23 protein-coding genes and 1 pseudogene (1 of these 24 only partly in view) are annotated in these 21,991 nt (G+C 65.8%); 6 read left to right on the top strand and 18 right to left on the bottom strand.

What is annotated here, in order from left to right; translation table 11 throughout:
- Window positions 1-381: the 5' portion of a CBS domain-containing protein gene (locus SPYCA_RS17075; RefSeq protein ID WP_120221920.1), read on the bottom strand. It extends 45 nt beyond the left edge of the window; the window shows 381 of its 426 coding nt (coding positions 1-381); it begins with the start codon at window positions 379-381; its stop codon lies off the left edge, out of view.
- Between the two features lie 124 nt (window positions 382-505).
- On the opposite strand from SPYCA_RS17075, the gene SPYCA_RS17070 reads away from it, so the two are divergent.
- Together SPYCA_RS17070 and SPYCA_RS17065 are read left to right on the top strand one after the other, a co-directional pair.
- Complete coding sequence (locus SPYCA_RS17070; RefSeq protein ID WP_120221919.1) at window positions 506-808, top strand: hypothetical protein; 303 nt, start codon at window positions 506-508, stop codon at window positions 806-808.
- On the top strand, window positions 805-1,197 hold the full coding sequence (locus SPYCA_RS17065) for an acyl-CoA thioesterase (RefSeq protein ID WP_120221918.1): 393 nt from the start codon (window positions 805-807) through the stop codon (window positions 1,195-1,197). The genes SPYCA_RS17070 and SPYCA_RS17065 overlap by 4 nt, the downstream gene beginning before the upstream one ends.
- A gap of 70 nt (window positions 1,198-1,267) precedes the next feature.
- Here the strand turns inward: SPYCA_RS17065 and SPYCA_RS17060 are convergent, their stop codons facing one another.
- From SPYCA_RS17060 to prfA, 5 genes are all read right to left on the bottom strand, one after another.
- Entirely contained in the window at window positions 1,268-2,821 is a 1,554-nt protein-coding gene (locus SPYCA_RS17060; protein WP_120221917.1) for a DUF4139 domain-containing protein, read from the bottom strand.
- Window positions 2,822-2,831: 10 nt separating this feature from the next.
- Window positions 2,832-4,256, bottom strand: coding sequence for a DUF4139 domain-containing protein (locus SPYCA_RS17055; RefSeq protein ID WP_120221916.1), 1,425 nt, complete (start codon window positions 4,254-4,256; stop codon window positions 2,832-2,834).
- Window positions 4,257-4,318: 62 nt separating this feature from the next.
- Window positions 4,319-5,170, bottom strand: coding sequence for a DUF4167 domain-containing protein (locus SPYCA_RS17050; protein ID WP_120221915.1), 852 nt, complete (start codon window positions 5,168-5,170; stop codon window positions 4,319-4,321).
- 256 nt (window positions 5,171-5,426) lie between these two features.
- On the bottom strand, window positions 5,427-6,251 hold the full coding sequence (gene prmC / locus SPYCA_RS17045) for a peptide chain release factor N(5)-glutamine methyltransferase (RefSeq protein WP_232003392.1): 825 nt from the start codon (window positions 6,249-6,251) through the stop codon (window positions 5,427-5,429).
- Between the two features lie 102 nt (window positions 6,252-6,353).
- Window positions 6,354-7,421: a peptide chain release factor 1 gene (prfA, locus tag SPYCA_RS17040; RefSeq protein ID WP_120222415.1), complete on the bottom strand. Its 1,068-nt coding sequence runs from the start codon at window positions 7,419-7,421 to the stop codon at window positions 6,354-6,356.
- Between the two features lie 71 nt (window positions 7,422-7,492).
- Between prfA and SPYCA_RS17035 the strand changes: the two genes are divergently transcribed.
- Entirely contained in the window at window positions 7,493-7,819 is a 327-nt protein-coding gene (locus tag SPYCA_RS17035; protein ID WP_120221913.1) for a GIY-YIG nuclease family protein, read from the top strand.
- Window positions 7,820-7,909: 90 nt separating this feature from the next.
- Here the strand turns inward: SPYCA_RS17035 and hisS are convergent, their stop codons facing one another.
- Window positions 7,910-9,205 (bottom strand): histidine--tRNA ligase, encoded by a 1,296-nt coding sequence (gene hisS / locus SPYCA_RS17030; RefSeq protein WP_120221912.1) that lies wholly within the window; start codon window positions 9,203-9,205, stop codon window positions 7,910-7,912.
- A gap of 120 nt (window positions 9,206-9,325) precedes the next feature.
- Here hisS and SPYCA_RS17025 point away from each other — a divergent pair, with 120 nt between their 5' ends.
- Window positions 9,326-11,263, top strand: a complete 1,938-nt coding sequence (locus SPYCA_RS17025) for a M61 family metallopeptidase (RefSeq protein ID WP_120221911.1) — start codon at window positions 9,326-9,328, stop codon at window positions 11,261-11,263.
- Window positions 11,264-11,336: 73 nt separating this feature from the next.
- Here SPYCA_RS17025 and SPYCA_RS17020 read toward each other — a convergent pair whose 3' ends face one another.
- From SPYCA_RS17020 to SPYCA_RS16990, 7 genes are all read right to left on the bottom strand, one after another.
- Window positions 11,337-11,984, bottom strand: coding sequence for a DUF2238 domain-containing protein (locus SPYCA_RS17020; RefSeq protein ID WP_120222414.1), 648 nt, complete (start codon window positions 11,982-11,984; stop codon window positions 11,337-11,339).
- Window positions 11,985-12,153: 169 nt separating this feature from the next.
- On the bottom strand, window positions 12,154-13,179 hold the full coding sequence (locus SPYCA_RS17015) for an aspartate-semialdehyde dehydrogenase (RefSeq protein WP_120221910.1): 1,026 nt from the start codon (window positions 13,177-13,179) through the stop codon (window positions 12,154-12,156).
- A 108-nt stretch (window positions 13,180-13,287) separates the two neighbouring features.
- Window positions 13,288-13,665, bottom strand: coding sequence for a 50S ribosomal protein L19 (rplS, locus tag SPYCA_RS17010; protein ID WP_053555131.1), 378 nt, complete (start codon window positions 13,663-13,665; stop codon window positions 13,288-13,290).
- Window positions 13,662-14,408 carry a tRNA (guanosine(37)-N1)-methyltransferase TrmD gene (trmD, locus tag SPYCA_RS17005; RefSeq protein ID WP_120221909.1) on the bottom strand — a complete coding sequence of 249 codons (747 nt, stop codon included), beginning with the start codon at window positions 14,406-14,408 and terminating at the stop codon, window positions 13,662-13,664. The genes rplS and trmD overlap by 4 nt, the downstream gene beginning before the upstream one ends.
- A complete protein-coding gene (locus tag SPYCA_RS17000) occupies window positions 14,405-14,785 on the bottom strand; it encodes a type II toxin-antitoxin system VapC family toxin (protein ID WP_120221908.1) in 381 nt (126 codons plus the stop codon). The genes trmD and SPYCA_RS17000 overlap by 4 nt, the downstream gene beginning before the upstream one ends.
- Complete coding sequence (locus tag SPYCA_RS16995; RefSeq protein ID WP_120222413.1) at window positions 14,782-15,069, bottom strand: AbrB/MazE/SpoVT family DNA-binding domain-containing protein; 288 nt, start codon at window positions 15,067-15,069, stop codon at window positions 14,782-14,784. The genes SPYCA_RS17000 and SPYCA_RS16995 overlap by 4 nt, the downstream gene beginning before the upstream one ends.
- 58 nt (window positions 15,070-15,127) lie before the next feature.
- Entirely contained in the window at window positions 15,128-16,048 is a 921-nt protein-coding gene (locus SPYCA_RS16990; RefSeq protein ID WP_120221907.1) for a LysR substrate-binding domain-containing protein, read from the bottom strand.
- Window positions 16,049-16,150: 102 nt separating this feature from the next.
- On the opposite strand from SPYCA_RS16990, the gene SPYCA_RS19350 reads away from it, so the two are divergent.
- Window positions 16,151-16,318 carry a hypothetical protein gene (locus SPYCA_RS19350; RefSeq protein ID WP_172595119.1) on the top strand — a complete coding sequence of 56 codons (168 nt, stop codon included), beginning with the start codon at window positions 16,151-16,153 and terminating at the stop codon, window positions 16,316-16,318.
- Window positions 16,319-16,410: 92 nt separating this feature from the next.
- Here the strand turns inward: SPYCA_RS19350 and SPYCA_RS16985 are convergent, their stop codons facing one another.
- The 4 genes and pseudogenes from SPYCA_RS16985 to ffh all read right to left on the bottom strand — a co-directional run bounded on the left by SPYCA_RS16985 (window position 16,411) and on the right by ffh (window position 20,074).
- Window positions 16,411-17,295, bottom strand: coding sequence for an OmpA family protein (locus SPYCA_RS16985; RefSeq protein ID WP_120221906.1), 885 nt, complete (start codon window positions 17,293-17,295; stop codon window positions 16,411-16,413).
- A gap of 201 nt (window positions 17,296-17,496) precedes the next feature.
- The gene (gene rimM, locus SPYCA_RS16980; RefSeq protein WP_120221905.1) at window positions 17,497-17,988 is read right to left on the bottom strand and encodes a ribosome maturation factor RimM; all 492 of its coding nucleotides are present in this window, start codon (window positions 17,986-17,988) and stop codon (window positions 17,497-17,499) included.
- Between the two features lie 132 nt (window positions 17,989-18,120).
- Window positions 18,121-18,570, bottom strand: a pseudogene (rpsP, locus tag SPYCA_RS16975) (30S ribosomal protein S16); the annotation flags it as partial.
- Between the two features lie 37 nt (window positions 18,571-18,607).
- The gene (gene ffh / locus SPYCA_RS16970) at window positions 18,608-20,074 is read right to left on the bottom strand and encodes a signal recognition particle protein (RefSeq protein ID WP_120221903.1); all 1,467 of its coding nucleotides are present in this window, start codon (window positions 20,072-20,074) and stop codon (window positions 18,608-18,610) included.
- Between the two features lie 247 nt (window positions 20,075-20,321).
- Here ffh and SPYCA_RS16965 point away from each other — a divergent pair, with 247 nt between their 5' ends.
- On the top strand, window positions 20,322-21,953 hold the full coding sequence (locus SPYCA_RS16965; protein WP_120221902.1) for a putative bifunctional diguanylate cyclase/phosphodiesterase: 1,632 nt from the start codon (window positions 20,322-20,324) through the stop codon (window positions 21,951-21,953).
- The last annotated feature ends 38 nt before the right edge of the window (window positions 21,954-21,991 follow it).

Genomic DNA, 21,991 nt, shown 5'->3' with positions numbered 1-21,991 from the left:
CCGGTCGATTCGATATTTGACGAGGTCGCCGATCGACACAAAGCCGACCATCTTGCCGCCCTCGACCACCGGCAGGTGGCGAATCCGCTTCTGCGTCATCTGCGACAGCGCCGCGATCACCGCCATATTCGGTTCGCAGGTGACGGGCGACTTGGTCATCACATCGTCGATTCGCCGGTCGAGCGCGTCGGGACCATAAGAGGAAATAAGGCGCACGATGTCGCGTTCGGAAAAAATGCCGACGACGGCGTCACCGTCGACCACGGGCACCGCACCGATCCGGTTCTGCGCGAGCAGGTCGGCGACCGCGCGCACCGTGTCGTCGGGCCGCGCCGAAATCACAGTCCCGCTCCGCCCTCGAAGAATCGCCCCGATCGTCATAGGTGCCGCTCCCGTCCTTATCGCCGTTGCGGCGACAGCTTATCATGATTCGGGTGATGGACGAAACGTCCCACCGCGGCGATCGCGCTTGGCGGTGGCGACGGCTTGGTCCATGGAGGCCCGCATGGCCAAACGCTCCCCGCTCGACAATCGCGACACATCGAACGTCGCCTGGGCACGCTATCGCCGATTGATGAAGGGCATGGCGCTCGTCTCGCTCGCCGCCGTCGTCGGCGCGCTCGGCTGGCTGCGCTTTTCGATGGGCGATGCGCTGACGATCCACATGATCATCGCGACGGCCGCGGGCGTCGGTCTGTCGGTGATGCTCGGCGCGGCGCTGATGGGCCTGGTGTTCCTGTCGAGCGGCAGCGGGCATGACGAATCGATCGAAGACCCGTTCGAAAACGACCCGGATTGGAAACCATGACCGAAGCCACACCCACGGTCGCCCCGCGCGACCCGATCCTGCGCGTCGTCCCGCGCCCTGCCGACATCAACGCCAATGGCCACATCTTCGGCGGCTGGGTGCTGAGCCAGATGGACATTGCGGGCGGCATCGTCGCGGGGCGAATCGCGCAGGGCGCGGTCGCGACGGTCGCGATCGAATCGATGGAGTTCATCGCGCCGATCCTGCTGCGCGACATCATCTCGGTCTATGCGCATCTCGAGCGCCGCGGGCGCACGTCGATGGCGATCCGGATCGAGGTGATAGCGACGCGCGACGGCGGGCGCACCGAGGAAAAGGTGACGGGCGGGCTCTTCACTTTCGTCGCGCTCGACGAAAACCATCGCCCGCGCCCGCTGCCGCCGGTTTGAAGCATCAAATTACCTCAGTCCGTCATCCCGGCCTTCGCCGGGATGACGATTTCATAAATGCGACCACGCTCTATTCGTCCGCCTTCACGCGGTAGTCGAACGTCTTGCTGCCGTTCGCCGGAACGCGGACGGTCCAAGTCAGCAAGCCATCGCTGCGCGGCAATTTCCGTATCCGCGAATCGAGCCCTTCATGGTCGTCGACAAGAAAGCCGATCTCGACATCGGCCGGACGTGGATTCGCATTGCTCACCGTCACGCGGTAATCATGCTTGCCATTCTTCGGCGGCCCGTAATTTTCGACGTCGATCCGCACCTGATCGCTTGTCCCGATGACCAGGTCGACCTTTTCGCCGATCGCATGGTCGCGCATCGCGCCTTCGCCGACGAGCAGTTCGCGGTCGCCGACGCGCTCGAACACCGCCGCCTGTCCGCTGGGCAGCGGCACGCCAAGCCCGTCGGCTTCCCTATTCTGCATTCGCAGCACGATGTCCGGCGTCATCGCCCGGCCTTCGTCACCAAGGCCCGTGCGCATCCGATAGATGGTCCGAAAGGGCACGCGGTCCTTCACAAGCAGCGCCACCTGCTTCTGCCCGTTCGCCGCGACGGTGACGGGGATCGGCACGCGATAGAGCTTGAGGTCGCCGAGATCCTCCTGGCTCGCGACGACCGCCACCGGCGACATCAGTTCGGCGCGCTGCATTCGCGATCCGGTGACGACGATATCCTCCATCCCCGCAACTGGCATCATCATCGGCGGCGCGGGCGGCGGGGCAGGTGGCGGCGCGCCATAGCGGCCGCTGCCGGTCGGAAAGCAGCTGAGGCGCAGCGGCGGCGGGCGCGGACGATCGGCAAGCTCCTCGAAATCGCTGACCTGGTTGAGCATGCCCGCAATCGCCGCGAGCCCCGCGTCCGCAAAACTCTCGCCATTGCTGTTGGCGACGGTCAGCCAGGCGAAGAGGTCGAGCGTCTTCCCATCATCGCGCACGCGCGCGACATAATTGCTCGCCCAGTCGAAGCCGGTCGATAGATAGGTCAGCGTCACCGTCGCGCGCTGCGCCACCGGACTGCGCGTCGTCACCGACAGGGTCGGCCTGGCGGTGAGCCCCGGCGGTACGCCGTCGTAGAGGATCGTTTCGGGAATGCCCGTGCAGCGCAGCGCTTCATAGCCCGCAGCAGTCTGAAGCACGACCGCGCCCGCCGGCCCCGAGCGAATGATCGCCTCCTCTTCGGTGACCCGGCCCGTCGCGCGGTCGGTACGGCGAAGATGGACGCGGTTGCCGAGCGAGCCGTCGAGCAGACTGGCGGGTGACAGCAAGGCCGCGTCGCGATTCTTCTGCGCCGCCCCGCCGGGCAGGCCGGTGACGATCGCGCTGACCGCGATCATCCCTTCGGCGACCCCCTCGAAGCGCAGCACGACCTCGCCCGCGGGCAGGTCGACGGTGCGCATCTCGGAGATGAGCGCAAAGCCCTCCAGCCAGTTCGGCGAGATTTCGCCGCCTTCGTCGCGGCCGGGATCGCGGAACACACTGACCGACACCTTCTCGGGCGCCAGCGACGTGACCACCGGCTGCGCCGCCGCCGGGGATGCGGCGAGCATCGTCAGCAGGAGCGGCCAGCGGCGCATCGCCCGCGAATCAATAGCGCGTTTCAAAGGTGGCGGTGATCGTCGCCTCGCCATTGGCGGGCAGTTCGACGCGCCACCGCGTCCCGTCGCTGTCGAGCCGCTGGCTCTTCCGGCTTTCATCTAGGATGCGCGTTTCATCCCAATACCAGTCGAGCCCGCGCTGGATGAGGTCGAGTGTCACCGGCTGCGCGCGCGCATTGGTCAGCGTGTAGGACATGAACGAGCGCGTGACGCGCGCCGACACGCGTTCGCGCTTTACCACCGTCGCCTGCACCTTGACGTCGAAGGCGAGGCCCGTCGCAAGACCCAGCTCGCTGCCCATCGGCGTGTGGCCGATATTGTTCTCGCCGATGAACTGCGGGTCGCCGCGAAGGTCGCGCTGATAGAAACGCACCGTTCCCGCGGGCAGCGCGTCGCCGAGGCCACCGCCTTTCGCGCTGGTGTTGAACTTGATGACGCTCGCGGCGCTGGCGGGTTCGGTCATCGTGTCGAACCCGCCGACAGTGAACTCGTAGATTTTCTGCGCCGGAACGCCGCTGACGTCGAGGAAGCTCACCTGCTTCGTCTGGGCGTTGGCGATCGTCGTGCGTTCGGCGAGCGGATAGAGATAATAATCGCCAAGCTGCTCGCGCGGCGCGGTTTCGGTGCCGGCGCGGCGCAGATTGCCGGGCGGCTGCGGCCGCGGGCGATAGCGCGGCGAGACCGCACCGCCCGCCGACGGCGTCCCCGCGACGAGCAGCGTCTTGGCATTGTCAAAGGTCGTGCCGGTGTTGTTGGTGAGCGTCACCCAGCCCTGGACGTCGATCGTCCCCGCTTTCTCGTCATAGAGCGAGACATAGTCGGCCGCCCAGCCGAGCCCGTTGGTGAGGTAAGAGAGCGTCGCGGGCCGCGTCCCCGCGCGCGCGCTGTCGAGCGTGATCGACAGGGTCGGCTTGGCGCGCAGGTTCGGCGGAATCTTGTCGAAGATGACGCGCACCGGCATCCCGTCGTCGCGCAGAATCTCGATCCGCTGCCCGATTTGCAGCACGACGCCGCCATTGACCGCGAGCACCTTCGCGCGCTCGCGCGTTTCGGCGCCGGTGGCGGGGTTGGTGCGCAGCAGCGTCACCGTCTCGCCCACCGCCTTTTGCATCAAGGCATTCGGCGAGAGCAGGTCATAGTCGAAGTTCTGCTCGACGATCGCGGTGTCCGCCGCGGCAAAGGCGACCGTCTGCGGCCGGATCTGCGCCGACACATCGGGAAACTCCTGCCGCGTCCGGCCGACGGGGAAGGCGATCTGGCGGATGTCCTGCACCAGCGACTGCCCACCATTATAGATGGTGACGGCCAGCTCGCCCTGCGCATTGCCCCTCGTCGGATCCTGCGCACCCGCGGGCATCGCGGCCAGCCCGGCCCCAAGGATCAGCGGAGCCCAAAGCCCTGACAAAGCGCGCATAAAAAAGCCTCCCCGCGACGGTCCCGCGGGGAGGCTATGGCATGTCTCACTGAAAGGCCAGTCTATTCGGCCGCCTCGACGTCGGTGTTCCGCGCGGCCAGCGTGCGGCGCGTACGGCGCGGCTTGGCTGCGGGCGCTTCGTCGGCGCCGTCGGCGTCGGCGGGGCGTTCGCCGCGCCCGATCGCGGGCGGCAGCACCGCCGTGTCGATCCCGGCATCGGCGGTCTCGCCGCTGTCATTCTGTCGCGGCCGACGCGTCGGGCGCCGCGCCGCGCGCGGGGCGCGCTCGGCTTCGGCCTTCTGATCGTGCGCGTCGTCATCGCTGCGCTCGTCGCGCTCGTTGCCGCTGTCGGCATCGTCGCGGCTGCGCGAGCGGCCACGCGATGACGGCCGGTTCCCGCGGCTGTCGTCCCCCTGATCGCCGCGCGGTTCGCGGTTGCCGCGATTGTCGCGCTGGCCACGGTCGTTCCGGTCATTGCGATCACCGCGGTCGTTCCGCTCATCGCTCTGATCGTCGGTGCCATTGTCGCCGTCGCCATCGCCATCGGTGTCGTCATGGCCGTCGAAATCCTCGACCCCGCGAATCTCGCGGCCACGGTCGTGGCTGCGTTCCTGTCCGTTCGCCGCGGCCTTTTCTTCCTGGCGCGCGCGGAAATCGCTGACGACGCGGAAATAATGGTCGGCGAACTGGAGATAATATTCGGTGAGGACGCGGTCGCCGGCGAGCTGAGCATCGCGCGCGAGGTTGCGATATTTCTCGATCATCTGCGCGCCGTTGCCGCGCGCCCGGCTGTCGATGCGGTTCGCCTGGTCGACGCCTCCGCGCCCACCCGACTGCGACCGATTATTGTTGTTATTGTTGTTGCGGCCGCGACGGCGACCGCTCTGCCGGTTGTTCATGTTCAACTGAGACATCCTGTCGATAAGCTAATAGCTATGCCAACCCCTTTTGGCCGACTGCGCTCTTTGCGCGTCGCGTCCGCGCTTCGTGCGCGGCCTTGCCCTTTACCGCCTGCGCCGGACCCCACGGTCCCGCACGAGCATCGCAATTGGGAAGCAGACCCGCCGGACCAGTATCGGTGCGCCGCACCGCCAAAGGGACCCTGATCAGGCCTGTGAGCCGCCCCTACCGCGCTTTGCCGCCAAAACCAAGCGATTTCTTGTGCGCCGGTCAGGCACGGGTCAGCAAAAGCGCCCGGTCGCGGCCAGCGAGATCCTGTTTGCAGGCGACGGCAAACCCCGCGGCGCGGGCCAGCTCGCTCACCGATATGCGTTGCGCGTGACCGATTTCAAGGATCGCCGCGCCGCCGGGCGCGACGAGGCGCGGGAGATCGGGGATGATGCGGCGATAATCGCCCAACCCATCGGCGCCCGCGAACAGCGCGCCCGCGGGTTCATGATCCGCGACATCGGGCATTAACGCTTCGCTGTCGGCGATATAGGGCGGGTTGCAGAGGATGAGGTCGAACCGGCTGGCGACGCCCGCTGCCCAATCGCCCTTCACCAGCGCGGCGCGATCCGCCATCCCCAGCGCGGCCGCATTGGCGCGCGCATAATCGAGCGCGACGTCGCTGGCGTCGACGCCCAGCCCGCGCGCGTCCGGCCATTCGGCGAGCGCCGCGAACAGCAGCGTGCCGGGACCGGTGCCGAGGTCGAGGATGGTCTGCGGCGGTGCAGCGCGGAAATGATCGACCGCCGCCTCGATCAGCGTTTCGCTGTCGGGTCGCGGGATCAGCACGCCGGGGCCAATTGCCAGCCGGATCGTCCAGAAATCGCGATAGCCGAGGATATAGGCGACAGGTTCATGCGCCATGCGCCGCGCGACCAGCGCGTCAAAGCCCGCCGGGACATCGTGGCGCGCCGGGTCGAGCAGCAGCGCCTGCCGCTCGATCCCCAGCGCATGCGCCATCAGCAGTTCGGCGTCGAGCCGCGGCGTATCCGACACCGCCGCGAGCCGCTGCGCCGCATCGCGCAGCGCCTTGCCCACCTCACCCACCTCTAATCCCGTTCGTGTCGAGCGAAGTCGAGACACCCGTCGAAATCGCGCCTGCCCCGATGGGCATCTCGACTTCGCTCGATGCGAGCGGAATTAGGGGGCTCACTCACCCAGCCCCGCCAGCCGCTGCGCCTGATCCTCGGCGATCAGCGCGTCGATCAGCTCGTCCATCGCGCCCTCCAGGATTTCGGGCAGGCGATGGAGCGTCAGGTTGATGCGGTGGTCGGTCACGCGTCCCTGCGGGAAATTATAGGTGCGGATGCGCTCCGACCGGTCGCCCGACCCGACCATCGACCGCCGCGCCGACGCTTCGGCGCTGTGGATCTTCTCGCGCTCGAGGTCGTAAAGCCGCGCGCGCAGCACCTGCATCGCCTTGGCGCGATTCTTGTGCTGGCTGCGCTGGTCCTGCTGGATCACGACAAGGCCGGTCGGGATATGCGTGATGCGGATCGCCGAATCGGTCGTGTTGACATGCTGCCCGCCCGCCCCCGATGCGCGATAGATGTCGATCTTGAGGTCACTGTCGTTGATCGCGACATCGACCTCCTCGGCCTCGGGCAGCACCGCGACGGTCGCCGCGCTGGTGTGGATGCGCCCGCCGCTTTCGGTGACGGGAACGCGCTGGACGCGGTGGACGCCGCTTTCGAACTTCAGCTTGGCGAACACCCCCTGCCCCTTCACCGACGCGACGACTTCCTTGTAACCGCCGACCTCGGCCTCGTTCGCCGAGATGATTTCGACCTTCCACCCCTGTATGTCGGCGTAGCGGCTGTACATGCGCAGCAGATCGCCCGCGAACAGCGCCGCCTCGTCGCCGCCAGTGCCGGCGCGGATTTCGAGCATCGCGGCGCGCTCGTCGGCGACGTCCCTGGGGAGCAGCTTGACCGCCAGCTCATGCTCGGCGGCGGGGAGCGCGTCCTCGATCGCGGCGATTTCTTCCTCGGCCATCGCCTTCATTTCGGGATCGGCGAGCATTTCCTTGAGCGCGGTGAGTTCGCCGCGCAACCGCACGACTTCGCGGGCAGCGGTGGCGACGGGTTCGAGCTCGGCAAACTCCTTCGACGCCGCGACGAAATCCGCGGGCGCCATATCGCCCGTCGCCATGCGCGCCTGGAGCGCGGCATGGCGTTCGACGATGGCTTCGATCTGCTTTCGGGAAACCTGGGTCATCTTGTCCAAAACAGTACAAACACGTCATGCTGAACTTGTTTCAGCATCCACGGCGCCGCATAGAGGCCTAGATGCGGTCGCGGCAACCCTGCACCTATATTCTTGCCAGCCAGAAGCGCGGCACGCTTTATATCGGCGTTACATCAGACTTGGCTGCGCGCGTTTGGCAGCATCGTTCTGGCGCGGTGCCAGGATTTACAATGCGATACCGCGTGCACCGGCTCGTCCACGCCGAATTTTTCGACGACATGCATGGTGCAATAGCCCGCGAGAAGCAGCTGAAGCGCTGGCATCGCGAATGGAAAATAAACTTGATCGAGGCCGACAATCCCGATTGGCAGGATTTGGCCGAAGCGTGGCGAATTGCCGAGCCAATTCCGAAACCGCCGTCATGCTGAACTTGTTTCAGCATCCATGGCGCAACGCCGCGCCCTTATCCCATGGACCCTGAAACAAGTTCAGGGTGACGAGTTATATTACGCCGACGCTCAGAATCCCGAACCTCCACCAGACACCCCCCCCACGCCAGGCCCAATGGCCTGCAGCACACGGCCCAGGAATGCACGGTCGGGGTCGGGCTTCAATTCGGTAAGGTGATAGCGGGACGAACCATCGTCCGGCTGCGGCCTGACATAGAGCGCCGCATCAGCGCCGACCTTCCTGGCAATCTCAACCTGACGCTTCGCCTTGCCACGGTAAGCGATCGTCGTTCTGAAACCCTGTTGCCGCAAGCGATAGGCGATATTGATCGCATCGCCTTCGAGCGTCGGGTTATCGGGAATCACCGCTATCAGCGGCTCGACCGGACCGCTTTCCACCAACATCGCCAGCCGCTCGATCCCCGCCGCCCAGCCGACCGCCGGGGTCGGCGGGCCGCCAAGATTTTCGATCAGCCCGTCATAGCGTCCGCCGCCGAGCACCGTGCCCTGCGCGCCCAGCCGGTCGGTGACGAACTCGAACGCGGTGTGGCGATAATAGTCGAGCCCGCGCACCAGCCGCGCGTTGCGTTCCCACGCGACCTCCGCGGCGTCGAGCCCCGCGGTGACGGCGCCGAAGAAATCCTGCGCTTCGCTCGTCAGATACGCGTCGATGTCGGGCGCGCTGTCGGCGATCGGGCGGTCGCGCGGGTCTTTGCTGTCCAATATCCGCAGCGGATTCTTGTCGAGCCGCGCGAGGCTGTCTTCGGACAGATCGCCACGATGCGCCATGAAATGCTCGACCAGCGCCGCACGCCAGGCGTCGCGGCTTTCGGCGTCGCCGAGCGTGTTGAGCGTCAAGGTCACGCCCTCGGCGATCCCCAATTCCTTCAGCAGCTGGTCGGCGAACACCAGCAGCTCGGCATCGGCGAGCGGGCTGTCGCTGCCCAGCACTTCGGCGTCGAGCTGGTGGAACTGGCGATAACGCCCCTTCTGCGGCCGCTCGTAGCGGAACAGCGGGCCGTGCGTCGCGACCTTCAGCGGCGCGAACTGCTGCCAGCCGTTCGTGATATAGGCGCGTGCGATCCCCGCTGTGAATTCGGGGCGCAGCGTCACCGATTCGCCGCCGCGATCGTCGAACGAATACATTTCCTTCGACACGACGTCGGTGGTTTCACCCAGGGACCGCGCGAACACCGCGGTCGGCTCGATCACCGGCACCTCGATCCGCCTGAAGCCATAGAGGCGGCGCACGCGCTCGAATGTCTCGACGACATGCGCGAAACGGTCGGCGAAATCGCCGAGCATGTCCTGCGTGCCGCGCACCGGCTGCGGCGTCGGGATTTTGGCGGGTTTGTCCTTGCTCATGGCGGCGGCGTCTAATGGTTTTTGTATGAAAGGCAAAGAGCCGCCATCAAACCTTCTCACCTTGAGGGAGAAGGGAGGAAGGCTGGACCTCCCCCTCCATTCCTGCCTAAGAATGTCGCCATGAAAACAGCAGCATTTGTCGCCGCCGCACTCCTTGCCGCGCCCCTCGCCCTTGTCCCCGCCGCGTCCGCGCAGGACATGAACAGCCGTCCGCAGCCGGTCGTTCCGCCGCTCACCATCCCGCTGCCCGCCGACAAGCCCTATCCGGGGACGATGCAGCTGCGCGTCGATGCGACCGATGTTGCGCGCGGCATTTTCCGCGTCCGCCAGACGATTCCGGTGGCAAAGGCGGGCAAGCTGACCCTGCTCTATCCCGAATGGCTGCCCGGCAAGCACGCGCCGCGCGGCGCGGTCGCCGAGATGGCGGGGTTCACCGCATCGGCGGGCGGCAAGCCGCTCGCATGGACCCGCCAGCCGACCGACGTTTACGCCTTCGACATCGACGTACCCGCGGGCGCGAAGACCATCGAGGTTGGGTTCGACTTCCTGTCGCCGACGCGCAGCAGCGAGGGCCGCGTCGTCGTGACCCCGGCGATGATGAATCTGCAATGGGAACAGGTCAGCCTCTATCCCGCCGGATATTTCACGCGGAATATCCCGGTGCAGCTGGAGGTGACGCTGCCCGACGGCTGGACCGGCGTCGCGGCGCTCGACGGGCTCAAGACCTCCGGTAATCGCTACAGCTATGCGCCGACCAGTTACGAGGTGCTGGTCGACAGCCCGATGTTCGCAGGAGCCCATTTCCGCAAATGGGATCTTGGCCACAATGTCACGCTCAACGTCATCGCCGACGAGCCGCAATATCTCGCCGCCACCCCCGACCATATCGCGCGCCACGCGGCGCTGGTATCGGAAGCGGTCGCGCTGTTCGGCGTGCGTCATTTCGACCGTTACGAGTTTCTGCTCGCGCTCACCGACGAACTTGGCGGCATCGGGCTCGAGCATCATCGGTCGAGCGAGAACAGCCGCGCGGTCGATTATTTCACCAAATGGGACGAGAATGACTGGGAGCGCGGACTGCTCCCGCACGAGCTGGTGCATAGCTGGAACGGCAAATATCGCCGCCCCGACAAATTATGGACCCCCGATTACCGCACCCCGATGCAGGACAATCTGCTGTGGGTTTACGAAGGGCAGACAAGCTTCTGGGATCTGGTGCTGGCGGGGCGGTCGGGAATGCAGGCGAAGGAGACGATCCTCGGCGAATGGGCGAGCCATGCCGCCAATTACAGCGTCCAGCCGGGGCGCAGCTGGCGCTCGGTCGAGGATACGACGCTCGACCCGATCATCGCCGCGCGCAAGCCCAAGCCCTTTCCGAGCTGGTCGCGGACCGAGGATTATTACAACGAAGGGTCGCTGATGTGGCTGGAGGCCGACATGCTGATCCGCGGCGCCACCGACAACCGCAAAAGCCTCGATGATTTCGCGCGCGCCTTTTTCGGCGGGCGCGAGGGTGATTGGGGGCAGTCGACCTATGATTTCGGCGATGTCGTCGCGGCGCTGAACGCCGTGCATCCCCACGACTGGGAGCGTTTCCTGCGCGACCGGATGCAGGCGTCCGGCCGCCCGGCGCCCATCGGCGGGATCGAGCGCGCGGGCTACCGCCTCGTCTGGCGCGACACGCCGAACGCCTATGACCGCGACCGGATGGCGCAGGGGAAAAATGTCGATCTCACCCACTCGCTCGGCCTGACGATCGACAAGGAGGGCGTCGCTGGCAGCATCCTGTGGAACGGCCCGGCGTTCCGCGCCGACATCGTCAACGGCACCAGAATCGTCGCGGTCGATGGGATGAGCTACAGCCGCGAGCGCATCGAGGCCGCGATCCGCGCCGCCGCCGACGGCAAGACGCCGGTGCGCCTGCTCGTCGAACGCGGCGGGCGTTATCGCACGGTCGAGATCGCCTGGCACAGCGGGCTGCGCTGGCCGCATCTGGAAAAGATCGAAGGAACGCCCGACGGGTTCGACCGGCTGTTCGCGCCGAAACGCGCGCTTTGACGGCAGTGCGAGGGTGGAGTCAGCGCCCCCCTTTTTTCCGTCATCCCGGCGAAGGCCGGGATGACGTTTAACATCAGGTGGGGCCACCTGTCCCGAGGCCCACCTGCTGGCGCACTCCGATCGCCAGCCCGGCGACCGCGCCGAGCGCCGCCAGCGCCATATCCTTTTGCGCGTCCCACATGTCGCCCTGTTGCCCGTTGTAGCGGTCGGCGGTTTCGCCCGCCGCGAAGAGCGTGAGCAGCCATTCGAACACCTCATAAAGCGCGGAGACGGAAAGCACCCAGCCGAGCACCGCCAGCATGGCGCCGCGCGCGCCCAGCCCGCTCCGGCGGCGCGCGACTTCGGCCACCGGGACCACCGACAGCGCGCCGAAGGCGAAATGGACAAACCGGTCATAATGGTTGCGCGTCCAACCAAAGGTGTCGGACAATGTCGCTCCGGTCAGCGCGCGGGCCCAGTCGTCATAGGGCACATTGCTGTAGGCGAAGCGCCCGCCGAGCGTGTGGAGCGCGAGGAAGAGGGCGATGCACGCGACCGCCGCGGTCGACAGCGGCCAGCGGCGAAGCAGCCACGGCGATGCGACGATCAATAGCATCGTCGGGATATGCTGGAGCAGCGCGACCTCGGGATAGGGCTGATCGATCTGCGCGATGAGGAGCAGCGCGAGGAGCAGGCCAATCAGGCGGCGCTGCGCGGGTGGGGTGGCGGACACGGACGGCACGCCCACATCCTACCCGTTCGTATCGCGCAAAGTCGAGATACGCCGACTCCACTGCACCCCTGCGGAGGCAGGGGTCCATCTCCCGCCGTCGCCTTTCACAGAGACGGCGACGCATACCGCAATCTTGGGTGATGGGCCCCTGCCTTCGCAGGGGCCCAGCATCTTACCCTCAGCCCTTCTTCAGATGCCGCCGTCCCAGCAGTTCGGCGATCTGCACCGCGTTCAGCGCCGCACCCTTGCGGAGATTGTCGCTGACGCACCAGAGGTTGAGGCCATTCTCGACCGTCGGATCCTCGCGCACGCGGCTCACGAAAGTCGCGAAATCGCCGACGCATTCGACGGGGGTGATGTAACCGCCGTCCTCGCGCCTGTCGTGGAGCACGACGCCGGGGGCTTCGCGCAGGATGCGCTGGGCATCCTCGGCCGACAATTCCTTCTCGGTCTCGATGTTGATCGCTTCCGAATGGCCGACGAAGACGGGCACGCGCACGCAGGTCGCGGTCACCTTGACCTTGGGGTCGAGGATCTTCTTGGTCTCGACGACCATCTTCCACTCTTCCTTGGTCGAGCCGTCGTCGAGGAACTTGTCGATGTGCGGGATGACGTTGAAGGCGATCTGTTTGGTGAACTTGTTCACATCCTTTTCGTCGCCGACGAAGATCTGGCGCGTCTGGTTCCACAACTCGTCCATGCCCGCCTTGCCCGCGCCCGACACCGACTGATAGGTCGACACGACCACGCGCGTGATCGTCGCGGCATCGTGGAGCGGCTTCAGCGCGACCACCATCTGCGCGGTCGAGCAATTGGGGTTGGCGATGATGTTTTTCGCCGTGTAGCCGTCGATGGCGTCGGGGTTGACCTCGGGCACGATCAGCGGCACGTCGGGGTCCATGCGATAGAGCGACGAATTGTCGATCACGACGCAGCCCGCCGCCGCCGCCTTGGGCGCGTAAATGGCGGTCGCGTCGCTGCCGATCGCAAAGATCGCCATGTCCCAGCCCGCCCAGTCGAAATTCTCGATATTCTGGCATTTCACGGTCTTGCCGCTGTCGCCGATCTCGATCGTGTCGCCCTGGCTGCGGGGCGATGCGACCGCCGCCAGTTCGTCATAGGGAAATTCGCGCTCGGCGAGGATGGCGAGGACTTCGCGTCCGACATTGCCCGTCGCACCCGCGACGACGATCCGGTAACCCATGAAACTGTCCTTTATCTTGTCCGTGAAACGAAAAACGACCGGTTCTGCCCCTTGGCCGAACCGGTCGTTTTGGAAAGCTGTTTCGGCTTTGGGTGAGAGAAGCTCTCCTTAGCCTTCGCCGGCTTCCGACCGGTAATCGCGGCGTTCCGCAATTCGTGCCGATTTACCAGTGCGCCCGCGCAGATAGTAAAGCTTCGCACGGCGGACGGCGCCCTTGCGGACGACGGTAATGCTGTCGATGTTGGGCGAATAGAGCGGAAAGACGCGCTCGACGCCTTCGCCGAACGACAGTTTGCGCACGGTGAAGTTCGACCCCATGCCCTTGTTCGAGCGCGCGATGCACACGCCCTCGAAGTTCTGGACGCGGGTACGTTCACCTTCGACCACGCGCACGCCGACGCGCAGCGTGTCGCCGGGGCGGAAGGTCGGAATGTCTTTGCCAGCCTTGGCGATTTCTTCGGCTTCGATCGTCTGGATGAGGTTCATGGCCCCTGGTCCTTCTTCTTTTGCCGCGCGCCAGAGGCAGGTCGGTCCCGAGCGCCCTCATGGCGCTCCCAAAGGTCCGGCCTGCGTAACCGTGTTGTCTCTTCCGCCTGGTGTTTCCGCCAGGCGGCGATCTTCGCATGATCCCCCGATCGCAGCACTTCGGGGATCGTGCGCCCTTCCCATGTGACGGGCCGGGTATAGTGCGGATATTCGAGCAAACCGTTCTCGAACGATTCGTCGTCGCCGCTGGAAGCCGCGCCCATTACGCCGGGAAGCAGCCGAATGCAAGCGTCGAGCAGCAATAGCGCCGCCATCTCGCCGCCCGACAGGATGATGTCGCCCATCGAGACCTGTTCGATCGGCCGCGCGTCGAAGATGCGCTCGTCGAAACCCTCGAACCGGCCGCAGAGGATGATCGCGCCGGGACCGGCGGCGAGGTCGCGCACGCGCGCCTGCGTGATCGGGGTGCCGCGCGGGGTCATCGCAAGGACGGGCAGGCCCGGATGCGCCGCCACCGCATGGTCGATCGCGGCGGCAAGAACATCGGCCTTGAGCACCATCCCCGCCCCGCCGCCCGCGGGCGTATCGTCGACGGTGCGATGCTTGTCGGTCGCAAAGTCGCGGATCTGCACCGGCGCGCAATGCCACGTTCCCGCATCGAGCGCGCGGCCCGCCATGCTGTGCCCCAGGGGGCCGGGGAACATGTCGGGATAAAGGGTGAGGGGGACGGCGGTGAAGGTCAAGGCTGGGTCCAATTTTCGACCCGAAGTCCCGGCACATCGGCGAAGTCGGCCTGGTTATTCGTAATAATCGTTACCCCGAGGCTCAACGCATGGGCGGCGAGCAAGCGATCAAAACGCGCCCGCTTGAATGGAAGCCGTGCATATTCGCGTGCCGCCGCTTCGTCGAAGGCAACGAGCGGGATGGCGGCAATAAAGGCTTCCAGAATCTCCGGTGACGGCGGCTTGCCATTTTCGGTTCCCAGCGCAACTTCGGCAAAACTGATCGTCGAAATGGCGACGTCGCCCGGAGCGCAAGCGGTAAGTCGCTCACGCAGCGGCTCGAAGCGCGCGGTCATCGCATAGACCGCGCAATCGGCATCGATCAGATAGCGCGTCACTCTTTCTTTTTCGCCTTCGCTGCCTCAGCGGCTTTGCGCGCGGCGATCGTGCTTGGGCGTTCTTCGAAGTCTTCCCGCGGCGCAAGTTTCAGACCCGGCGCTTTGCCCCAAAAGCCGCTGACGTCGATCTTTGCTTTGGATTTGTCGGCCGGGCCAAAATGAAACTCGCCCCGCTCTTCACGCACGACCATCTCGGTCCCCTCTTCGATCCCCAGCGCCTTGGGCAGACGCAACGCGAGCGAGTTGCCCGACTTAAACACCTTCGCGCGATATTCCTTGGTCACCATCCATCTCCGTATATACACGATGTATATACAATGCTTGCACCCGTGTCGAGGCGATTCACTCCGGCGGCTCCCACAATATGTCGGGAACCAGGTGCCGATCCTTGGCCAGCTCGGCGTGGAGCCATTCGCGAAAGCGCTCGATCTTGCGCACCCCGACGCGGTTCTCGCGGTGGACGAGCCACATCGCCGACCCCGATATATGGAGCGTGTCGAAGGGCTGGACCATGCGCCCCGCGGCGATCTCGGCCTGCCAGAAAAGCGGGGTCATCATCGCGACGCCGAAACCCGCCTGCACCGCGCTGGCTTCCTGAAGCTGGCTGTCGAGTTCGATCCCGCGGCGCGACGGCGCGAGCGGCGTCGCAACCCCGGCGGCGGCAAACCAATCGGCCCACCAGCTGTCGTTGGGCGCCAGCCGCTCGACGCGCAGCAGGTCGGCGGGTTCGCGAATGCGATGTTTTTCGAGAAAAGCGGGCGAGGCAAGCGGCGCGACATGCTGGCGCATCAGAAAATCGCTGCGCAAGCCCGGCCATTGGCCCCGCCCCATGCGGATCGCGACATCGACGTTCGAGGCATCGAAATCGATCAGTTCATTGCTCATCGACATGCGCACCGCAAGGTCCGGGTACAGAAGCTGGAACCCGCCGATGCGCGCGCTGAGCCAGGTGCCGCCAAAGCTGGTCACCGCGTTGATCGTCAGCACATCGGCCTCGTCGCTGCCCAGCGCTGCGAAGGCGTCGTTCATCATCGCAAAGGCGTTGCTGATCGCGGGGAGCAGCCGCTGACCCGTTTCGGACAGGCGCACGCGCCCCTTTTCGCGCACGAACAATGCGCGACCGAGCCGGTCCTCCAATTGACGAATCTGATAACTGACCGCCGCCTGAGTCATGCCCAGCTCCTGGGCCGCGCGCGAAAAGTTCTGCAAGCGCCCGGCCGCTTCAAAGCTGCGCACAGCAGCGAGGGGCGGGATTTGGTTCATGCGTCACCATAAGCTGACCTTATGATGGATAGCAAAGCTTTAGTTGGCGGTCGCGCGGGCAAAGGCGCATCTGCATTGCATCGAACCGACAGGAGCAAGACAATGATGGATGAAATATGGATGCGGAACTGGAACAGCGGCCACGATGCGCTATGCGCCGATCTCGACCGCTGCCTTGCCGGGATCGCCGGCGCCGTATCGCGGCTGCGGCGGCGGCGCGACCTTCGCGACCGCAAGCTGCGCGCGCGGATCGGGGTGCCAACCCCCTGACCCCGACACCGGAGAATCGCGGGCGTCGTCCCTCCAAGGCCCGCCGCGAAGCGGGGCGGCGCTGTCCCTTGCAAAGCGCCGCCCCGCCAGCCTTACAGACCGTCGAGCCCCTTGCTGACCAGCACATTCACCGCGACACGGCGGTTCTGCGCCTTGCCTTCCGGGGTGCTGTTGTCGGCGGCCGGATCGGCTTCGGCCATGCCGGTGGGCGTCAGCATCCGATAGGGCTTCCAGCCGCACGCCTGTTGCAGATGGTTGACCACCGCTCCCGCGCGCTTTTCGCTGAGCCTCTGGTTGAACTCCTGGCTTCCGGTTGAATCGGTGTAGCCGACAACGAGCAGCAGCGCATTGTCCATCGCGTCCGCCGCCGTCGCCGTCGCGCAAAGATCGGCCTTGGCCTGCGCCGACAACGCGGCCTTGCCGACGTCGAAGTTCACGTTCGTCGTGCTTTTGACATTATATTGATCGATGTCGCCGACACGGCTGCGCAGCGCCTCGGTCGCCGCGGTCTGTTCGGCGAAGCGCTGGTCGGTGCCGGTGTGGATCATCGACGCGGTGCGCAAATCCTTGCTCTTGAGGTCGACTTCGCTGGCGAACAGGCCGCCTGCCCATTGCCGCGTATCGACCTTGACCGGCAGGCCGTTGAGCAGCGCGTCGGTCGCGAGCTTGTTGCGGCTCAAACCAAGGAAGCCGCCGCTGGATTTCACGCGCGTATTCTCGTTGACGATAACCACGGATTTCGCGCCGTCGGCGGTCGTGATCTGGATCTGGTTGCCGCTGCGCGCCGAGATGATGCCTTCGAGTTCGGGCCCTTCCGCCATCTGCGACGGGTCGGGCATCCGCTCGCCATAGACAGTGGCCATGACACCGTCCTCTGCGCCTTCCTCCTGCGCCTGCGCGGCGAGGCTGCCGGTCGTCGGCGCGACCAGCATGGTCAGCAGCAACAGCAATTTCGGACTTCTGGAAACCGCACTCATTACCCTACTCCTTCAATGAGCCGCCCCCGCGTGATCGGTTTGCCCTTTCCGCGAGCCGATGATGCGGAGCAAGAGCGTTGACGCGCCGCGCCGCCAATTGGAGTGCATTGTGCGGCGAAACGAGGGCAGCCACCCCCCAAGAGCGTTTTGACGGCGTCGATGCGGGCCCGCGGCGCCGGTGGCCACGCGGCGACCGCGCCATTATTCGATGAATGCCGCGTTCACCGTCACCCCGGTTGCGTCCCATGTCGGCACCGCCTGTTCCGTCATCGGCACCATGAAACGCCTGCCGTCCGGCTTCTCGATGTCGAGGATATCGCCAGCGCCGAAATTGTCGATCGCGGCGACATGGCCGACCGGAGTGCCGTCGGTCGACACGCACGGCAGGCCGATCAGGTCATGGTGATAATATTCGCCCGGCCCCAATGGCGGCAGCGCCGAGCGCGGGACGGTGAGCAATGCGCCGCGCAGCGCTTCGGCAGCGCTGCGATCGGCGATTTCGGCAAAAGTCGCAACGGCGCCCTGATTGGCAGGACGCACCGATTTCAGCGTGAGCTTGCGGCCACCCGCGTCAAAAACGGAAAAGGCGCGGAGGGCCTCCGCGCCTTCGCCGAACAATTTGAGCCGAACCTCACCCCGCACCCCATGCGCGCCTGCAATCGCGGCCAGGGTGACGGGGCGGTCGGCGGTCACAGGGGTTCAGCCTTCGGCCTTTTCTTCGGCTTCGGGAGCGACCGGGCCGCCTTCGGCGACTTCCTCGGCGATCGCCGCCGCGTCTTCGGCGGTCGCGTCGGCAGGGACTTCGTCGGCGACCGCGTCGGCGACGGCCTCGGCGGTTTCTTCGCTCTTCACCGAACCCGTCGCATCCGATTCGGCAGCAGCTTCAGGCGCCTCTTCGGCCGGCGCAGCGGCAGCAGCGGCGGCCGCCTCTGCCGCCTCGGCCTGCTTCGCGGCCTTTTCTTCGGCGCGTTCCCTGGCCTTCTCGCCGGGCTCGGCCTTTTTGGGGTTGTTGCGCGCTGCGCGTTCCTTGACACCCGCGGCGTCGAGGAAGCGGGCGACGCGATCGGTCGGCTGCGCACCCACCGAAATCCAGTGCTTCGCGCGCTCGGTGTCGAGCTTCACGCGCTCCGGATTGTCCTTGGCGAGCAGCGGGTTGTAGCTGCCGATGCGCTCGATGAAGCGGCCATCGCGCGGGGAGCGCGAATCGGCGACGACGATCTTGTAATAGGGACGCTTTTTCGAACCGCCGCGTGCGAGGCGAATGGAAGTAGCCATGAATAATTCCTTCTAAGTCTAAACAGGATTGTCTGGATTATTTCTTCTTGTTCATCAGCTTGGCGAGGTCGGGCGGGATCGCTCCGCCGCCGAGACCGGGCAGCCCGCCAAGCCCGCCGCCGCCCATTGTGCCGCCGCCAAGGCCGGGCATCCCCGGAATGCCGCCGCCGCGCCCGAACAGCGCGCCGAGGCCCTTGAGGCCGCCCATCTTGCGGATCTTCTTCATCGCGGTCGACATTTCCTGGTGCATCTTCAGCACCTTGTTGACCTGTTGCACCGTCGTTCCCGACCCGTTGGCGATGCGAATCTTGCGCCTGGCGTTGATGATTTCGGGCTTCGCGCGCTCCTTCGGCGTCATCGACCCCATGATTGCATCGAAGTGGACGAGCATCTTGTCGTCGGCGCCGCCCGCGGCCATCGCCGCCTGCGCCTTCTTGACCCCCGGGATCATCCCCGCGAGCGCGCCGAGGCCGCCCATGCGGCGCATCTGGTTCAATTGGGTCCGCAGGTCGTTGAGGTCGAACTGGCCCTTGGCCATCTTCGCCGCCATCGCCTCGGCCTCTTCGGCCTGGATCGTTTCGGCGGCGCGTTCGACGAGGCTGACGACGTCGCCCATGCCGAGGATGCGGCCCGCGATGCGCGCCGGCTGGAACAATTCGAGCCCGTCGAGTTTCTCACCCGTGCCCGCGAACTTGATCGGTTTGCCGATGACCGCGCGCATCGACAGCGCGGCGCCGCCGCGCGCGTCGCCGTCCATGCGGGTGAGCACCACCCCGGTCAGCGGCACCTGATCGCTGAAGCGCTGCGCAACCTGCACCGCGTCCTGGCCCGTCAGGCTGTCGACGACGAGCAAGGTTTCGACGGGATTCGCCGTGCGCGACACCGCCTGCATCTCGTCCATCAGCTGCTGGTCGACGTGGAGGCGGCCCGCCGTGTCGAGCATCAGGACGTCGAAACCCTGGAGCTTTGCAGCCTGCATGGCGCGTTGCGCGATCTCGACCGGCTGCTGGCCCGCGACGATCGGCAGGGTCGCGACGTCGATCTGGCGGCCGAGGACGGCGAGCTGTTCCTGCGCGGCGGGGCGGTTGACGTCGAGCGACGCCATCAGCACCTTCTTGCGCTCTTTTTCCTTCAGCCGCTTGGCGATCTTGGCGGTCGTGGTGGTCTTGCCCGACCCCTGGAGGCCGACCATCATGATGACCGCGGGCGGGGCGACATTCAGGTCCAGCTCGGCGGTTTCGGAGCCGAGCATTTCGGTCAGCGCGTCGCTGACGATCTTGACCACCTGTTGCCCCGGCGTGACCGAGCGCAGGACATTCTGGCCGATCGCAAGTTCGGTGACCTGGTCGACGAAGCTGCGCACGACGGGCAGCGCGACGTCGGCTTCGAGCAGGGCGATTCGCACTTCGCGCATCGCCGCGCGCACGTCGGCTTCGGTCAGCGCGCCGCGACCGCGGAGCTTTCCGAAAACATCGCCAAGCCGATTGCTCAGACTGTCGAACATGCGTCTTTTCAATCCTTCTGACGACCGCAACGCAAAAGACGCCGGTGAGCGAAACCTCGCCAACCAGCGGCTATCCGTGGACAGATTTCCGTCGCGGATGTCGATATGTCCCGGCGCAAGATGCACCCGGACGACGCGGCCCTACAGCAAGCAGCGCGCAAAGGCAAGACGAAGGGATGGAGCCGCACTTAACCCAAATTTCACCGCTTCGCCCGCATAAGATGGATCGAGGGTGGGACAAGTTCATATGTATTCGACGCCAAAGTCACTGGACCGCAGCGAAGGCGCCAAACGCGACATCATCACCGGTGGCATCGTCGTGGCCGCGATCCTGTTGTTCATCGGCACGGGCGGCAACGTGATGCAGGCCGTTGTGCGAGCGCTGATCGGCATCGGTGGCGGGCCCGATCGCGTGCTGGCCACCGCGCTGGTGCTCAATATCGCGCTGATCCTCTTCGGCTGGCGTCGCTACAATGATCTTAACCGCGAAATCCGCGAGCGCACGGAGGCCGAGCAGCGCGCGCGCTATCTGGCCGACACCGATCCGCTCACCGGCTTTCTCAACCGCCGGGCGCTGCTCGTTTCGGGCCAGCGGATGATCGCCGAAGCCGCTGCCGACAAACGCGATGTCGCGCTGTTCCTGCTCGACCTCGATCATTTCAAGACCGTCAACGACATTCACGGCCACGCCGCGGGGGACCGCGTGCTGCAAGTCGCGGCCGAACGCATCGCCGCGGTGCTGCCGCCCAGCGCCACCAAGGCGCGGCTCGGCGGCGACGAGTTCGTCGCGATGATCGCCTTCGACCCCGCGGCGCGCAGCGACATCGACGCGCTGGCGGCCGAGCTGGTCGCCGCGCTCGACAACAAGATCATGCACGACGCGCAACCGATTCGCATCGGCGCGTCGCTCGGCATTGCGCTCGCGAGCGACGCCAGCGTGTCGATGGAAACCATGGTTCGTCAGGCCGACATCGCCATGTATCACGGCAAGGACGAAGGGCGGAATCGCCATGTCTGGTTTGAACAGGGCATGGAAATGGCGGTGCAGGTCCGCAACCAGATCGAAACGGGCATTCGCGACGGCATGCCGCGCGGCGAATTCGTACCGCATTTCGAGCCACAGGTTGACATCGCGTCGGGCCGCCTCGTCGGCTTTGAAATGCTGATGCGCTGGGAATCGCCCGAATATGGGCTGATCCCGCCCGAACGCTTCATCCCGGTCGCCGAGGAAAGCGGGCTGATCGGCGAATTGTCGCTCCGCGTCATCCGCGACGCGATGGAGATCGCCAAGCGCTGGGATCCGTCGATCATCCTTGCGGTCAATATCGCGCCACAACAGCTGAAAGACCCCTGGTTCAGCCAGAAGCTCACCAAGCTGCTCGTCGAAACGGGCTTTCCCGCGGCACAGCTCGAGGTCGAGATCACCGAAAGCTCGCTGTTCGAAAATCTGCCGCTCGTGCGGTCGATCGTCACCAGCCTCAAGAATCAGGGCGTATCGCTCTCCCTCGACGATTTCGGCACCGGCTACAGCTCGCTGTCGCATCTGCGCGCGCTCCCCTTCGACCGCATCAAGATCGACCGCAGCTTCGTCGCGGCGATGCGCGGCAGCCCCGATGCGCAGGCGATCGTGCTCGCGATCGTGCGGCTGGGCGAAAGCCTGGCGATGCCGATCACCGCCGAAGGCGTCGAGGATGAGGCGACCGCGATCGAACTGACGCGGCTCGGCTGCGCCAAGGGGCAGGGCTGGTACTTCGGCCGCGCCGCCTCCGCCGCCGACACCGACCGCCTGCTCGCCGACCGCGGGCTGCTGCGCGGCGTCGGCGTGCCGTCGGCCAGACCTGTCGCCGACGAGAAAGAGCCGCTGCGCAAAACGGCGTAATGCCCGCGCCTCGCTAGACTTCGCCCGCCCGCGCCCTT

Origin of the sequence: Sphingopyxis sp. FD7 (assembly GCF_003609835.1) — a bacterium.
Classification (GTDB): Bacteria; Pseudomonadota; Alphaproteobacteria; order Sphingomonadales; family Sphingomonadaceae; genus Sphingopyxis.
This window is presented reverse-complemented; position numbering and strand designations above follow the sequence as displayed.

Excerpts from the sequence above, each read along its gene's own strand:
- rplS (WP_053555131.1), bottom strand. The coding sequence starts at position 13,665 with ATGAACCTCATCCAGACGATCGAAGCCGAAGAAATCGCCAAGGCTGGC.
- SPYCA_RS19350 (WP_172595119.1), top strand. The coding sequence starts at position 16,151 with ATGATGGATGAAATATGGATGCGGAACTGGAACAGCGGCCACGATGCG.
- SPYCA_RS16965 (WP_120221902.1), top strand. The coding sequence starts at position 20,322 with ATGTATTCGACGCCAAAGTCACTGGACCGCAGCGAAGGCGCCAAACGC.
- SPYCA_RS17050 (WP_120221915.1), bottom strand. The coding sequence starts at position 5,170 with ATGTCTCAGTTGAACATGAACAACCGGCAGAGCGGTCGCCGTCGCGGC.
- SPYCA_RS17025 (WP_120221911.1), top strand. The coding sequence starts at position 9,326 with ATGAAAACAGCAGCATTTGTCGCCGCCGCACTCCTTGCCGCGCCCCTC.
- SPYCA_RS16985 (WP_120221906.1), bottom strand. The coding sequence starts at position 17,295 with ATGAGTGCGGTTTCCAGAAGTCCGAAATTGCTGTTGCTGCTGACCATG.
- SPYCA_RS17035 (WP_120221913.1), top strand. The coding sequence starts at position 7,493 with ATGCGGTCGCGGCAACCCTGCACCTATATTCTTGCCAGCCAGAAGCGC.
- SPYCA_RS17060 (WP_120221917.1), bottom strand. The coding sequence starts at position 2,821 with ATGCGCCGCTGGCCGCTCCTGCTGACGATGCTCGCCGCATCCCCGGCG.
- SPYCA_RS16990 (WP_120221907.1), bottom strand. The coding sequence starts at position 16,048 with ATGAACCAAATCCCGCCCCTCGCTGCTGTGCGCAGCTTTGAAGCGGCC.
- SPYCA_RS17055 (WP_120221916.1), bottom strand. The coding sequence starts at position 4,256 with ATGCGCGCTTTGTCAGGGCTTTGGGCTCCGCTGATCCTTGGGGCCGGG.
- SPYCA_RS17065 (WP_120221918.1), top strand. The coding sequence starts at position 805 with ATGACCGAAGCCACACCCACGGTCGCCCCGCGCGACCCGATCCTGCGC.
- ffh (WP_120221903.1), bottom strand. The coding sequence starts at position 20,074 with ATGTTCGACAGTCTGAGCAATCGGCTTGGCGATGTTTTCGGAAAGCTC.
- hisS (WP_120221912.1), bottom strand. The coding sequence starts at position 9,205 with ATGAGCAAGGACAAACCCGCCAAAATCCCGACGCCGCAGCCGGTGCGC.
- prfA (WP_120222415.1), bottom strand. The coding sequence starts at position 7,421 with ATGACCCAGGTTTCCCGAAAGCAGATCGAAGCCATCGTCGAACGCCAT.
- SPYCA_RS17070 (WP_120221919.1), top strand. The coding sequence starts at position 506 with ATGGCCAAACGCTCCCCGCTCGACAATCGCGACACATCGAACGTCGCC.
- SPYCA_RS17015 (WP_120221910.1), bottom strand. The coding sequence starts at position 13,179 with ATGGGTTACCGGATCGTCGTCGCGGGTGCGACGGGCAATGTCGGACGC.